We start from the raw sequence: 13,652 nt of genomic DNA on the forward strand, positions 1-13,652 counted from the left end.
GCGGTCCTGTCGTGAAGATCGCCATCATCGGCTCGGGGAACATCGGCACCGACCTGATGTTCAAGGCGCTGCTGTCGGAGAAGGTGGAGGTCGTCGCGATGGCGGGCATCGACCCCGACTCCGACGGCCTGGCCCGCGCCCGCCGCCGGGGGGTCGCCACCACCCACGAGGGCGTCGAGGGGCTGGTCGCGCTGCCCGGGTTCGCCGAGGTGGACGTCGTCCTCGACGCGACCTCCGCGGGCGCGCACCGGCACAACGACCGGGTGCTGCGGGAGCACGGCAAGCGCGTCATCGACCTCACCCCCGCCGCCGTCGGCCCCTACGTGGTGCCCCCGGTCAACCTGGACGCCCACCTCGGTGAGCGGAATCTCAACATGGTCACCTGCGGCGGGCAGGCCACCATCCCGATCGTCGCGGCGGTCGCCTCGCGGATGCCTGTCCGGTACGCGGAGATCGTCGCCTCGATCTCCTCCCGGTCGGCGGGGCCCGGCACGCGCGCCAACATCGACGAGTTCACCGAGACGACCTCCCGGGCGATCGAGCGGGTCGGCGGGGCGGCGCGGGGCAAGGCGATCATCGTCCTCAACCCGGCCGAGCCACCGCTGATCATGCGCGACACGGTCTACTGCCTGGTGGACGAGTGCGACGAGGCGACCTTGGGAAAGGTGGCGGGCGCCGTGCTGGAGATGGTGGCGCGGGTCAACGACTACGTGCCCGGCTACCGGCTCAAGCAGGACGTGCAGTTCGAGACGATCCCGCCCGGGGAGCCGCTGCCCGACGGCACCCGCGACGGCGGCGTCAAGGTGACCGTCTTCCTGGAGGTGGAGGGCGCCGCCCACTACCTGCCCGCCTACGCGGGCAACCTCGACATCATGACCTCCGCCGCGCTGCGCACGGCCGAGCGGCTGGCCGAGCTGCCGGACCGGGCCGTGGACGCGGCTCGTACGGGCGCCGAGGCCCGTGCGGACGCGGAGGTGGGCGCGTGAGGCTGTACGTGCAGGACGTGACGCTGCGGGACGGCATGCACGCCGTCCGGCACCGCTACACCGTCGCCCAGGCCACCGGGATCGCCGCGGCCCTCGACGCCGCCGGGGTGGCGGCCATCGAGGTCGCGCACGGCGACGGCCTGGCCGGGGGCAGCTTCAACTACGGCGCGGGCGCGCACACCGACGACGAGTGGATCGAGGCGGTCGCCGGGGTCGTGCGGCGGGCGAGGCTGACCACCCTGCTGCTGCCCGGCATCGGCACCATCCAGGATCTCAGGCGCGCCCACGCCCTCGGCGTCACCTCGGTCAGGATCGCCACCCACTGCACCGAGGCCGACATCTCCGCCCAGCACATCTCCACCGCGCGCGAGCTCGGGATGGACGTGGCCGGGTTCCTGATGATGTCCCACATGGCCCCCGCCGAGGAGCTGGCGCGGCAGGCCGCGCTCATGGAGTCGTACGGCGCCCACTGCGTCTACGTGACCGACTCCGGCGGCCGGTTGACCATGGACGGGGTGAGGGAGCGGGTCAGGGCCTACCGGTCGGTGCTCGACGAGGGCACGGAGATCGGCATCCACGCCCACCACAACCTGGGGCTGGGCGTGGCCAACTCGGTCGTCGCGGTGGAGAACGGTACCTACCGGGTGGACGCCTCCCTCGCCGGGATGGGCGCGGGGGCGGGCAACTGCCCCATCGAGGTGTTCGTCGCGGTGGCCGACCTGATGGGCTGGGAGCACGGCTGCGACCTGCACGCCCTGATGGACGCGGCCGACGACCTGGTCAGGCCGCTGCAGGACCGGCCGGTCCGGGTGGACAGGGAGACGCTGACGCTCGGCTACGCGGGGGTCTACTCCAGCTTCCTGCGGCACGCCGAGGCGGCCTCGGCGCGGTACGGGGTCGACACCCGGACCATCCTGACCGAGGCGGGCCGCCGCCGGATGGTGGGCGGCCAGGAGGACATGATCGTGGACATCGCGCTGGACCTGGCGCGGGAGGGGAGGCGGTCGTGACCGACGTCCACAAGCTCGCCGCCGTCCTGGACGAGGCGGCCCGTACCGCCCGCGCGGTGCCGAGGCCCGAGCAGGACTACGGCGTGGCCGACGCCTACCGGGTCCAGGAGGAGCTGATCCGGCTCCGCCTGGAGCGGGGCGACCGGCTCGCCGGGGTGAAGCTGGGCTTCACCAGCGAGGGCAAGCGCCGCCAGATGGGCGTGCGCGACATCATCTTCGGCCGGGTGCCGGAGTCGTCGGCCATCCTCGACGGCTCGTACGCGGATATGTCGAGATATATCCATCCAAGAGTGGAGCCGGAGGTCGTCTACCTCGTCGGGCGGCGCATCGCGTCGCCGGGCGACGCGCTCGCGCCGGGCGCCGTCGCGGCCGTCGCGACCGGCATCGAGGTCATCGACTCGCGCTACGAGGACTTCAGGTTCTCGCTGCCCGACGTGATCGCCGACAACACCTCGGCCGCCGGGTACGCCGTCGGTCCCTGGCAGCCGTACGACCCGTCGCGCTGGAACCTGGGCGTCGTCCTGGAGATCGACGGGCGCGTGGTCCACGCCGGGTCGACCGGCGCGATCCTGGGCGACCCGCGCCGGGCCCTCGCGGAGGCCGCGCGCCTCGCCCTCCAGGCGGGGACGGTCCTGGAGCCGGGCTGGGTCCTCCTGGCGGGCGCCGCCACGCCCGCCGAGCCGCTCGCGCCCGGCGCGCGGGTACGGGCCGAGATCCAGCACCTGGGCTCGGTCTCGTTCACCGCCTCCTCGCCGGAACCCGCCCCGGAACTTAAGGGCCCCGAAGGGCAGGGATCATGAGCGACGGGCTCGTCGTGGCGGGGAAGGCCCGGCCGCGAGGCAGGTTCCCGCACGTCAAGCGGGCCGGAGACTTCCTGTACGTGTCCGGGACCAGCTCGCGCAGGCCCGACAACACGATCGTGGGAGCCGAGGCCGACGAGTTCGGCACGGTCACGCTCGACATCGCCGCACAGACCAGGGCAGTGATAGAGAACATCGGCGACATCCTCAAGGCGGCGGGAGCCGACCTGAGCGATCTCGTCCAGATCACCACCTACCTGGTGAACATCAATGACTTCGGCGGATACAACGCGGTCTACGCGGAGTACTTCGACGAGGCCGGCCCGGCGCGCACCACCGTGGCCGTCCACCAGCTGCCCCACCCGCACCTGCTCATCGAGATTCAGGCCGTGGCCCACCGACCGGAGGAGCGCCCGTGATCCCGCCCATCGACCTCACCAAGTGGATCGACGAGCACGCCCACCTGCTCAAACCGCCGGTGGGCAACAAGATGGTCTTCGAGGGAGCCGGCGACTTCATCGTCATGGTCGTCGGCGGCCCGAACGCGCGGACCGACTTCCACATCGACCCGTACGAGGAGCTCTTCTACCAGATCCGCGGCAACATGCACGTGAACGTCATGACCCCCGAGGGGCCCGACACCGTGCACGTGCGCGAGGGCCAGATGTGGCTGCTCCCGGCGAACACGCCGCACTCGCCGCAGCGTCCCGAGGAGGGGTCGATCGGCCTGGTGGTGGAGCGGATCAGGCCGGAGGGCGTGCTTGAGCGCTTCCTCTGGTACTGCCCGGAGTGCAGCGGCGTGGTCCACGAGGTCGAGCTGCAGGTCCGCGACATCGTGACCGACCTGCCGCCGATCTTCCAGGCGTTCTACGACGACGAGAAGGCGCGCACCTGCGAGAACTGCGGCACCCTCCACCCCGGCAAGGGATAGTCGTTGATCATCGACGTCCACACGCACCACGTCCCCAAGGGCTGGCCGGAGCTCGGCTGGCCGGGGGCGCCCCGGCTTCGGGTCGACTCCGAGCGGGAGGCCGTGATCCTGCTCGGGGACCGGGAGTTCCGCCGGATCGCCGACGACTGCTGGAACCCCTCGGTCCGCCTGGAGCGGATGGACGCCGACGGGGTGGACGTCCAGGTCGTCTCGCCGACGCCGGTCTTCTTCTCCTACGAGCGCCCGGCGGCCGAGGCCGTACGGGTCGCGCGGGTGTTCAACGACCTGGCGCTGGAGATCTGCGCCTCCGAGCGGCTGGTGCCGTTCTGCCAGGTGCCGCTGCAGGACCCCGACCTGGCCTGCGCCGAGCTCGACCGGTGCCTGGCCGCCGGGCACGCGGGCGTCGAGATCGGCAACCACGTCGGCGACCGCGACCTCGACGACGAGGGGATCGTCCAGTTCCTCCAGCACTGCGCCTCGGTGGGCGCGCCCGTCTTCGTCCACCCCTGGGACATGCCGGGCGGCCCCCGGCTGGAGCGCTGGATGGCGCGGTGGCTGGTCGGCATGCCGGCCGAGACGCACCTGTCGGTGCTCGCCCTCATCCTGGGCGGCGTCCTCGACCGGGTGCCGGAGACGCTGCGGCTGTGCTTCGCGCACGGAGGCGGCTCGTTCGCCTTCTGGCTCGGCCGGTTCGAGAACGCCTGGCACCGCCGTAACGACCTGGTCGGGGTCTCGGAGTTCCCCCCGTCGCACTACCTCGACCGGTTCAGCGTGGACTCGGTGGTGTTCGACGAGCGGGCGCTGCGGCTGCTGGTCGACACGATGGGGGAGGACGGGGTGATGCTCGGCTCCGACTTCCCCTACCCGCTGGGCGAGTCGCCGGTGGGCTCGCTGGTCCGCCGGGCGGGATTTCTCTCCGACACCGCCCGCGCCAAGCTGCTCGGCGGCAACGCCACCCGGTTCCTCGGCCGCTGATCAGGGCGGAATGCTATGAAATCTGGCTTTGACGGCATTATGGGAGGGTTGCCAGGCACCTAACCGGGAGACGACTCTTGGCCATCAGCCGTGCGGAGTGTGCCGCGCTCGACGCCGCAGACCCCCTCAAGGACGTCAGGGACGAGTTCGTCCTGCCCGACGGGACGATCTACCTGGTCGGCAACTCCCTCGGCGCCCCGCCGAAGAGCGCGACGGCGGCGGTGACGCGGACCGTGGAGCAGGAGTGGGGAGGCCGCCTGGTCGGCGCCTGGAACACCTCCGGCTGGTTCGACCTCCCGCTGACCACGGGCGACCGGCTCGCCCCGCTGATCGGCGCGGGGCCCGGCCAGGTGGCGGTGGGCGACAGCACCTCGATCTCCATCGTCAAGGCCGTGTCCGCCGCGCTGAGCCTGCGCCCCGGGCGCCGGGTCGTCATCTCTGACCTGGCCAACTTCCCCACCGACCGCTACGTGGTCGAGGGGCTCGCCGAGGCGCTGGGCGGCTACGAGATCCGCGACGTCACCGGCGGCGACGACCTCGCCGGCGCCCTCTCCGGCGCCCTGTCCGACGAGGTCGCCTGCGTGCTGCTGTCGGAGGTGGACTACCGGACCGGGGCCCGCCACGACACGGCGTCGGTCACCGCGCTGGTCCAGGAGGCGGGCGCGCTGATGATCTGGGACCTGTGCCACAGCGCCGGCGCCTACCAGGTGGACGTCTCGCCGGCCGACTTCGCGGTCGGCTGCACCTACAAGTATCTGAACGGCGGCCCCGGATCCCCGGCCTTCGTCTACGTCCACCCGCGCCACCAGGCCGGGGCGCGGCCCATGCTGACCGGCTGGCACGGCCACGCGGCGCCGTTCGCGTTCGAGCCCGGCTTCCGCCCCGCCGACGGCATCCGGCGCTTCACCGTGGGCACCCCGCACGTGCTGTCCTTCGCCTCGCTCAACGCCTCGCTCGACATCTGGGAGCGCGTCGACCTGGCCGCCGTACGGGCCAAGAGCGTGGCGCTGGGCTCGATCTTCATCGAGCTCGTCGAGGAGTTCTGCGCGCCGTACGGGCTGGAGCTGGTCTCGCCCCGCGACCCGGAGCGCAGGGGCAGCCAGGTCAGCTTCCGTCACCCCGACGGCTACCCGGTCATGCGCGCCCTGATCGACCGTGGCGTCCACGGCGACTTCCGCGCCCCCGACGTCCTCAGGTTCGGGTTCGCGCCGCTCTACATCCGCTTCGTGGACGCCTACGACGCGGCCGTGACCCTGACCGAGGTGCTGGAGAAGGAACACTGGCGCGACGACCGCTACAGCCGGCGCCTCGCCGTCACCTGAGGAGGGGGATCCCGGAGAAGGAGCCTCAGCGCCTGCTCAGACGGCGTCCCTTGTACATCGGGTGGTCGGTCTCCCAGTATCTCCAGCCCTCCACCCGGGCGGGGACGCTGGCCACCCCGGCGGCGATCTTGCGCATCCGGCAGTTGTAGACCTGCTTCCACGCGGAGAAGCCCACCCGGTAGCCGAAAACGCGGTACCACATGTTTCCGTATTTGCCGGCGGTGATCTCCTGGGCGTATTCGTGCCCGGTCTCGACGATGTACTCCTCGGCGAGCAGCGGGTTCACCATGTTCCGCAACTGGCGGATCAGATCACCCGTGGTGATCAAGCCATATCTTTCCCTTTCGATTTCCATCTCGGCGTACACGCGGTGCTGCCGGGTGACCGAAACGGTCATCGTGCCACCGGGACCGTCGATGAAGCGCGTACGGGGAACGAAGAAATTCCTCGGCCGGAAAGAGTGGAATCTGAAGAAGGACCTCGGCTTGCATTTCTTGCGCGCCTGTTCCGCGAGCGTGTGACGGGTGTCGTCGTCCCCGTCGTCGAGGGCGTCGGCGGTGTCGAGGTCGTCGAGGGCGTCGTCGTCGGCGGTGTCGCTGTCGGTGTCGGTGTCGTTGGGGGACGAGGTGGTGGTGGAGGTGCTGGTCGACTTGACGGACGAGCCGGAGTCCTTGACGGACGATTTCGGGTCGGGGGGCGGGGCGCCGAGCGCGGACGCGGTGGCGGGTGAGGGGACGGCGGAGGACACGGTGACCACGAGGGCCACGGAGAGGGATCCGGCCAGGGCCAGCAGCGCCGGTCCTTTCGGTGACCGGCCCCCCTTCCGCCGTCCACGAATGGCCGCGGCACTCATTCGGGACGTGGGAGTGAGCATGGAGACACCATTCCCTTCGAGGCGTGGTCCGTGGCCGCGATCAATCCGCTGACCGGAATACGGCTTTTGCCGGTACGCCGAGCCGCTCAGCGTGACAGTGACGATGCTTACAGTCGTGATTGAGGGTCATGTGATGACACGCCGAGACCCCGTCCACTGAATGTCCACCGAACAGGGAAAGGACGGGTGAAAGGGGACTGGAGTGGTTGCCCGTCGTTCCGCTCCGTCTTGCCGCCGTTCCGCGAGGGTGCGTCGAGCCCGGAGAGCAGGCCCCCGGAACCGTGCGGTTCAGGGGCGCGGGATGCTCCGCAGGTTCGCCTTCGCCATGTCGATCATGCGCCCGACCCCGCCGTTGAGCACGATCTTGCCCGCGGCCAGCGCGAACCCCTTCACCTGCGCCCGGCTGATGTTCGGCGGCACGGCCAGCACGTCCGGGTCGGTGACCACGTCGAGGAGGAAGGGCCCGGGGGTCGTGAAGGCCGTGGCCAGGGCCTCCCGTACGTCCGAGGGGTCCTCCACCCGCAACGATCCGATCCCGGCCGCGGCGGCGATCGCCGCGTAGTCGACGGGAGCGTGGTCGGTGCCGTAGTCGGGTATCCCGTCCACCATCATCTCCAGCTTCACCATGCCGAGCGAGGAGTTGTTGAACACCACCGTCTTCACCGGCAGGTCGTGCAGCCGGACGGTGAGAAGCTCCCCGAGGAGCATGGCGAGCCCGCCGTCCCCGGAGAGCGAGACGACCTGCCGGCGCCGGTCGGTGAACTGGGCGCCGATGGCGTGCGGGAGGGCGTTGGCCATGCTCCCGTGCCAGAACGAGCCGATCACCCGGCGGCGCCCGTTGGGGCTGAGGTAGCGGGCCGCCCAGACGGTGCACATCCCGGTGTCCACGGTGAACACCGCGTCGTCGGCGGCGAGCTCGTCGATCAGGTTCGCGACGTACTCGGGATGGATCGGTAGGTGGTGCTCGATGTCGTGGGTGTACGCCTCCACGACGTTCTCCAGCGCCTTCAGGTGCTTGCCCAGCATCCTGTCGAGGTGGCGGCGGTCCGTCTTCTGGGTGACGTGGGGCAGCACCGCGCGGATCGTCGCGCCGACGTCGCCGTGCACGGCCAGCTCCAGCGGGGTCCTGCGGCCCAGATGCGCCGCGTCGTGGTCGATCTGGACCGTACGCGAGCCGGGCAGGAAGTCGTCGTAGGGGAAGTCGGTCCCGGCCAGCACCACCAGGTCGGCCTCGTGCGTCGCCTCGTAGCAGGCGCCGTACCCGAGCAGCCCGCTCATCCCCACGTCGTACGGGTTGTCGTACTGGATCCACTCCTTGCCGCGCAGCGCGTGCCCGACCGGTGCCAGGAGGCGTCCGGCCAGCGCCATGACCTCGTCGCGGGCGTGGCGGGTCCCGGCGCCGCAGAACAGCATCACCTTCTCGGCACGGTTCAGCGCCGCCGCCAGCTCGGCCACCTGGTCGGGGTGCGGGACGACCGTGCCGGTCCCGGTCACGAAGTCGTGCTCGCCGGTGGGGCGGGCGGCGGACAGGTGCGCCACGTCGCCGGGAAGCACCACGACCGAGACGCCGCCGAGGCCGATCGCCTGCTGGACGGCGACACGGAGCACCCGGGGCATCTGCTCGGGCGTGCTGATCATGTCGCAGAAGTGGCTGCACTCCACGAACAGGCGCTCGGGGTGGGTCTCCTGGAAGAAGCCCGTGCCGATCTGCGAGGAGGGGATGTGCGAGGCCAGCGCGAGCACCGGGGCGCCGCTGCGGTGGGCGTCGTAGAGCCCCTGGACCAGGTGGGTGTTGCCGGGCCCGCAGCTGCCCGCGCAGACCGCCAGGCGCCCGGTGACCTGCGCCTCGGCGGCGGCGGCGAACGCCCCGGCCTCCTCGTTGCGTACGTGGATCCACTCGATGGCGCCGGCCTTCCTGATGGCGTCGACCACCGGGTTCAGGCTGTCGCCCACCACCCCGTAGATACGTTCCACCCCGGCCTGGCGGAGAACCTCGATGAACTGCTCGGCCACGGTCGCCATGGTGCCCCCTCGTGTCTGACGTCACCGGGGTACCTCACCGTATTTCGCCGGATCACTCCGGGTTTTCCCAGGTCACTCGGTGTCACCCGGTGTCACTCCGGGAGAAGTGCGCGACCAGGTGCTCGGAGACCGCCTCCGGCCGCTCGACGTTCGCCAGGTGGGCCGCTCCGTCCAGGACGACCAGCCGGGAGCCGGGAATCCCCTCGGCGATCCGTTCCGCGTGCTCGGGCGGTGTGGCGGGGTCGTCGGCGCCGGCGAGCACGAGCGTGGGCGCCGAGATCAGCGGCAGGTCGGGGCGGAGGTCCATGGCCCCGATGGCCTCGCAGCAGGCGGCGTACCCCTCGGCGGAGACGCCGCCGAGCATCGTCACGTACGGTTCCCGCCCGGTGAAGGCGGGGGTGAACCACCGGGCCATGGCCGTCCCGGCGATCGACGCGGTGCCCGCCTCGCGGACCGCGCTCGCCCGTTCGGCCCAGGACTCGGGGGTGCCCAGCTTCGCCGACGTGCACAGCAGCGCGAGCCGGTCGATCCGCCCCGGCGCGTGCGCGGCCAGCCGCATGCCGACCATGCCGCCGAGCGAGAGCCCCGCGAAGGAGACGCGCGGCAGCTCCAACCGGTCGAGGAGGTCCAGCACGTCACCGGCGAGGTCGGCGATCGAGCACCTCCCGGTCGCCGGGGACCGCCCGTGGCCCCGGTGGTCGAAGCGGACGACCCTGAAGTGCCCGGTCAGCGCCTCCATCTGCGGATCCCACATCTCCAGCGTGGTGCCCAGCGAGCCGGCCAGCACGACCGTCGGCCCGCCGGCGGGTCCTTCGATCTCGTGATACAGCATTGTTCACCTATCGCACATAAGTTCTTTATCCGGACATACTGTAGCTTGGAGGATACGTTCTCCAGGGAAGATGGCCAGGTCCGGCCGGAGGCCTGTCACTTTCCGTGGTGCCCTACCTACCATGCGGCGAGTATCCGCTTTTGGAAGGGTCCAGATGACCGGGCAGAACCCAGCGCCCCCGTCCGACTACGTCTTCGACAACGACGGGGATCACTCGTCCGACCAGCATCATTACCTCGCTCGCCTCCTCGACCCGCTCACCTTCGAGCGCCTCGCGCTGACCGGCGTCGGGGCGGGCTGGAACTGCCTGGAGGTCGGGGCCGGCGGGGGCAGCGTGGCCCTCTGGCTGGCCGAACGGGTGGCGCCGGGCGGGCGCGTGCTGGCGACCGACATCAAGCCGGGCCTGATCCCGTCCAGGCCGGGGCTGACCGTGGCCCGCCACGACATCGTCACCGACCCGCTGCCGGAGGGCGCGTTCGACCTGATCCACGCCAGGCTCGTGCTCAGCCACCTGCCGCGGCGCGGCCAGGTCCTGCGACGCCTGCGGGCCGCGCTGCGGCCCGGTGGCTGGCTGCAGCTCGACGAGATCGACATCACCCGCTGGGCGGCGCCTCCCGCCTCTGGCGGGCGTGCGGGAGAGGTGTACGGGGCCTACGTCACGGCGATGGCCCGGGTGCTGAGCGCGGCCGGTGGCGATCCGACCTGGGGCGGTTCCGCGGCGCGGGACATGGCGGCGGCGGGCCTGGCCGACATCGACCGGTTCCGCTGGACCGAGGTGTGGGAGCGGGGTTCCGCCGGCCTCGGCCTCCTGATCAGCAACAGCCACCACCTGGAGGACCGCCTGGTGGAGGCGGGGATGACCCTCAGGCAGCTCGGGGAGGTCAGGGAGGTCATGTCGGCCCCGGGTTTCAGCGCCCCCTCCTTCGAGATCCACTCGATCCTCGGCCGCAGGGCCCACGACGGGTGAGGGTCGCGCGGGGCGCGTGAGGGCCCGGGCCTCGTGGTCCCGGCTCGGCCGGCACGTGTGAGGGCCCGGGTCCCGTGGCCTCGGTACGGTCGGCACGTGTGAGGGCCCGGGCCTCGCGGTCCCGGCCCGGCCGGCACGCGTGACGGCCGGGGGCGCGGCGCGCGGCCGAGGCGCCCCGGTTGTGGTAGGTGGGAGGGGCGGGGGTAGAGATGCCGGTATGACGATCACGGGTCTCACCACGCGTATCTCCGGGGCGTGGACGCGTGCTCGTCGTCGGCACGGTTGGCTGGACCACCTGGTGCGCGCCGGAGTGCGCTACGACGAGGTGGACGCCGGACGGCTCTCCGCGGCGCTCACCTACTACTCGTTCTTCGCCGTGTTCGCGCTGGGACTGCTCGGCTTCGCCGTCATCGGGCAGGTCCTCGACGACCCGCAGGTGGTGCACGCCGTCGAGGGCTACCTCTCGGAGAACTTCCCGCGCCTGGACGTGCGGGCGCTGCAGAGCGCCAGGGCCACGGCCGGGGCGATCGCCCTCGTCGGCCTGCCCCTCACCGGCCTGTTCTGGATGGACGCCCTGCGCTCGGCGATCAGGGCCATCTGGCGGATCGAGGAGTATCCGGGCCGCTTCGTGATGCGCCAGGTCATCGACCTGGGGGTGATGGCCGGCCTGGGACTGCTGCTGTCGGCCTCGCTCGCGGTGGCCTTCGTCGCGGAGACGGTGCTGAACTGGTTGTTCCTGCACACGGTGGGGATCGACGACACGCTGTCGCGGTGGCTGCTGTCGGCCGCCGCGTTCGTGATCGGGCTGGCCGTCAACACCCTGCTGGCGATCGCCCTGCTCTGCGCCCCGCCGCGCCTGCGGCTGTCGTTGCGCCGGGTCATCTGGCCCGCCCTGCTCATCACCGCGGGGCTGGAGGTCCTCAAGTCCCTGGGCCAGGTCTACCTGGAGATGACCGTGGGCAACCCCGCCTACCACGTCGTCGCCGGTGCCGTCGGGATGCTCGTCTTCCTCAAGCTCCTCAACCAGCTGATCCTCTTCGCGGCGGCGCTCACCGCCACCGGCGAGGGCACCATGATCGACCTGGCCGCCCGCCGCGCCCGCTCCGAGGCCGTACGCGAGTCCGAAACGGCGAGGGAGTCCGAAACCGAGCGGCAGTCCGAAACCGTGCGCGGGTCCGAAACCGTGCGGAAGTCCGGAACCGTACGCGGGTCCGGCCCCGGACACGGGCCCGCGTACGGGCCCGTGTCCGAGGCCGCGCGCGACGGGCCGTGGAGGGCCGGGCTTCGCGACGGCCCGTGAAGGACCGGGCTTCGCGACACGCCGGAATCCCGCCTCTCAGGTTTCGGCCATTTACCGGCGCTGTGATCTGTGCCACCCTCCATAACAAAGCTCTAGAAGCGGATTCTAGATTTTGGCTACAGGAAGGCCGGCGCATGGTCGACACGCCCACCACCCCACGCCTGAAACTCGGAGCGCCCCGCAACGGGGAGGTCGACGCCGGGTCCCGCGCCCCCTACGGCTGGGCACCCCTGGTCGTGCTCTTCATCGTCGGGCTGGTCGACCGCATCGAGTTCAACCTGCTGTCCGGGGTGCTGCCGCTCATCCAGGCCGAATGGGGCTTCAGCGACACCGTCGCCGGTTCCATACCGACCGCCTCCGCCCTGGCGGCCGCGCTCGTCGCGCTGCCCGCCGGGTACTTCGCCGACCGGCGCAGCCGCACCCGGATCATCGCCGTCGTCGTCTTCTGCTGGGCCCTGGCCACGCTCGGCTCGGGACTGGCCACCGGGTTCGCGATGTTCTACGCGATGCGCGTCTTCCTCGCCGCCGCCGAGAGCATCGACAATCCGGCCGCGGGCAGCCTCCTGGCCGACTACTACCCTCCGGCCACCCGCGCCCAGGCCTACGGCTGGACCCGCGTGACCACCTATCTGGGAGGTGTCGGCACGCTGCTCGGCGGCGTGCTCGCTGAGGCGTTCGGCTGGCGCAGCGCGTTCCTGATCATGGTCGTTCCGGGCGTGCTCACCGCGCTCCTCGTGTGGCGGCTGAACGAGCCCGTCAGGGGTCACCTCGACCGGCTGGTCGCCAACGCGACCCCCGCCGAGCCCGGCGCCGACGCCGAGCCCGTTCTCGGCGCCGGCTCCGGCCTCGCCACCGCCGAGGCGCCCGCTGCCAAGCCGCCGTTCGCCCGCCAGCTCCGCGAGGTCCTGGCCATCCGCACCCTGCTCGCGGTCTCCGTCGGCCTGATGCTGCTCAGCCTGGGCCTGGCCGGGATCTTCTACTGGCTGCCCTCGCTGCTGGTACGCAACTTCGGCATCGGCCCCGCCGCCGCGGGCTCGCTGGGCGGTCTCATGACCATCGTCGGCGTGGTCTCGGGCACCCTGATCGGTTCGTGGCTCGGCAGGCGCTGGCACGGCACCCGCAAGGGCGGCAGGCTCCTGGCGGGCGGCGGGGGCATCACGGCGGGATCGCTCGTCCTGGCCGTCGCGCTCACGATGGACTCCCTGGCCGCCTTCTGCGTGGTGGTCACGCTCTCCAGCGTGCTGACGTCGATGGCCATCCCCAACATGACCGCCTCGCTCGCCGACGTGATCGGCGCGGCCTCCCGCGGTCTCGGCTTCGCCGTCCTCCAGGTCCTCATCACCGCCGGCGCGGCGTTCGGGCCGCTGGTCGTCGGCATCGCCTCCGACGGCACCGGCTCCCTCGTCTCCGCCATGTACGTCCTCATCGTGCCCATGGTGATCGGCGGCCTGCTCACCCTGGCCGCCCGCGGCTTCTTCGAGAGCGACTCGCGGAGGGTTCTCGAAGCGGCCCGCCGCTGACCCCCGGCCCGTCGCCGGAACGGCCGCCCGTCACCGGACGGGCGGCCGTTCCGGCGGCGGATGGTGACGGAATGATCTCAATCCGTGGCGACGGTGAAGGATGATCGCTCGCG

At 71.4% G+C, this 13,652-nt stretch carries 13 protein-coding genes; 10 read left to right on the forward strand and 3 right to left on the reverse strand.

Annotated elements, in window-relative coordinates; all coding sequences use genetic code 11:
• Positions 1-11: 11 nt before the first annotated feature.
• From AC5L38_RS15835 to kynU, 7 genes are all read left to right on the forward strand, one after another.
• Positions 12-986, forward strand: coding sequence for an acetaldehyde dehydrogenase (acetylating) (locus AC5L38_RS15835; RefSeq protein WP_495243543.1), 975 nt, complete (start codon positions 12-14; stop codon positions 984-986).
• Positions 983-1,996 (forward strand): 4-hydroxy-2-oxovalerate aldolase, encoded by a 1,014-nt coding sequence (gene dmpG / locus AC5L38_RS15840; protein ID WP_495243544.1) that lies wholly within the window; start codon positions 983-985, stop codon positions 1,994-1,996. The genes AC5L38_RS15835 and dmpG overlap by 4 nt, the downstream gene beginning before the upstream one ends.
• Positions 1,993-2,796 carry a 2-keto-4-pentenoate hydratase gene (locus AC5L38_RS15845; protein ID WP_495243545.1) on the forward strand — a complete coding sequence of 268 codons (804 nt, stop codon included), beginning with the start codon at positions 1,993-1,995 and terminating at the stop codon, positions 2,794-2,796. The genes dmpG and AC5L38_RS15845 overlap by 4 nt, the downstream gene beginning before the upstream one ends.
• Positions 2,793-3,215, forward strand: a complete 423-nt coding sequence (locus AC5L38_RS15850) for a RidA family protein (protein WP_495243546.1) — start codon at positions 2,793-2,795, stop codon at positions 3,213-3,215. Before AC5L38_RS15845 ends, AC5L38_RS15850 begins: the two co-directional genes overlap by 4 nt.
• On the forward strand, positions 3,212-3,727 hold the full coding sequence (locus AC5L38_RS15855) for a 3-hydroxyanthranilate 3,4-dioxygenase (protein ID WP_495243547.1): 516 nt from the start codon (positions 3,212-3,214) through the stop codon (positions 3,725-3,727). Before AC5L38_RS15850 ends, AC5L38_RS15855 begins: the two co-directional genes overlap by 4 nt.
• Positions 3,728-3,730: 3 nt before the next feature.
• Positions 3,731-4,702: an amidohydrolase family protein gene (locus AC5L38_RS15860; RefSeq protein WP_495243548.1), complete on the forward strand. Its 972-nt coding sequence runs from the start codon at positions 3,731-3,733 to the stop codon at positions 4,700-4,702.
• Between the two features lie 77 nt (positions 4,703-4,779).
• Positions 4,780-6,024 (forward strand): kynureninase, encoded by a 1,245-nt coding sequence (gene kynU / locus AC5L38_RS15865; protein WP_495243549.1) that lies wholly within the window; start codon positions 4,780-4,782, stop codon positions 6,022-6,024.
• Between the two features lie 25 nt (positions 6,025-6,049).
• Here the strand turns inward: kynU and AC5L38_RS15870 are convergent, their stop codons facing one another.
• From AC5L38_RS15870 to pcaD, 3 genes are all read right to left on the reverse strand, one after another.
• On the reverse strand, positions 6,050-6,790 hold the full coding sequence (locus AC5L38_RS15870; RefSeq protein WP_495243550.1) for a hypothetical protein: 741 nt from the start codon (positions 6,788-6,790) through the stop codon (positions 6,050-6,052).
• A 396-nt stretch (positions 6,791-7,186) separates the two neighbouring features.
• Positions 7,187-8,920, reverse strand: a complete 1,734-nt coding sequence (locus AC5L38_RS15875) for a pyruvate dehydrogenase (protein ID WP_495243551.1) — start codon at positions 8,918-8,920, stop codon at positions 7,187-7,189.
• Positions 8,921-9,002: 82 nt separating this feature from the next.
• Positions 9,003-9,752 carry a 3-oxoadipate enol-lactonase gene (gene pcaD, locus AC5L38_RS15880; protein WP_495243552.1) on the reverse strand — a complete coding sequence of 250 codons (750 nt, stop codon included), beginning with the start codon at positions 9,750-9,752 and terminating at the stop codon, positions 9,003-9,005.
• 154 nt (positions 9,753-9,906) lie between these two features.
• Here pcaD and AC5L38_RS15885 point away from each other — a divergent pair, with 154 nt between their 5' ends.
• The 3 genes from AC5L38_RS15885 (at position 9,907) to AC5L38_RS15895 (ending at position 13,539) form a co-directional block, all read left to right on the forward strand.
• Positions 9,907-10,719 carry a class I SAM-dependent methyltransferase gene (locus AC5L38_RS15885; protein ID WP_495243553.1) on the forward strand — a complete coding sequence of 271 codons (813 nt, stop codon included), beginning with the start codon at positions 9,907-9,909 and terminating at the stop codon, positions 10,717-10,719.
• Between the two features lie 217 nt (positions 10,720-10,936).
• Complete coding sequence (locus AC5L38_RS15890; RefSeq protein ID WP_495243554.1) at positions 10,937-12,019, forward strand: YihY/virulence factor BrkB family protein; 1,083 nt, start codon at positions 10,937-10,939, stop codon at positions 12,017-12,019.
• Between the two features lie 134 nt (positions 12,020-12,153).
• Positions 12,154-13,539, forward strand: coding sequence for an MFS transporter (locus tag AC5L38_RS15895; RefSeq protein ID WP_495243555.1), 1,386 nt, complete (start codon positions 12,154-12,156; stop codon positions 13,537-13,539).
• Positions 13,540-13,652 lie beyond the last annotated feature (113 nt).

The organism is Streptosporangium nanhuense (assembly GCF_059358815.1).

What these genes read in the sequence shown, in the direction of transcription:
- AC5L38_RS15850 (WP_495243546.1), top strand. Translation starts at nt 2,793, where the DNA reads ATGAGCGACGGGCTCGTCGTGGCGGGGAAGGCCCGGCCGCGAGGCAGG.
- AC5L38_RS15875 (WP_495243551.1), bottom strand. Translation starts at nt 8,920, where the DNA reads ATGGCGACCGTGGCCGAGCAGTTCATCGAGGTTCTCCGCCAGGCCGGG.
- pcaD (WP_495243552.1), bottom strand. Translation starts at nt 9,752, where the DNA reads ATGCTGTATCACGAGATCGAAGGACCCGCCGGCGGGCCGACGGTCGTG.
- AC5L38_RS15885 (WP_495243553.1), top strand. Translation starts at nt 9,907, where the DNA reads ATGACCGGGCAGAACCCAGCGCCCCCGTCCGACTACGTCTTCGACAAC.
- AC5L38_RS15890 (WP_495243554.1), top strand. Translation starts at nt 10,937, where the DNA reads ATGACGATCACGGGTCTCACCACGCGTATCTCCGGGGCGTGGACGCGT.
- AC5L38_RS15895 (WP_495243555.1), top strand. Translation starts at nt 12,154, where the DNA reads ATGGTCGACACGCCCACCACCCCACGCCTGAAACTCGGAGCGCCCCGC.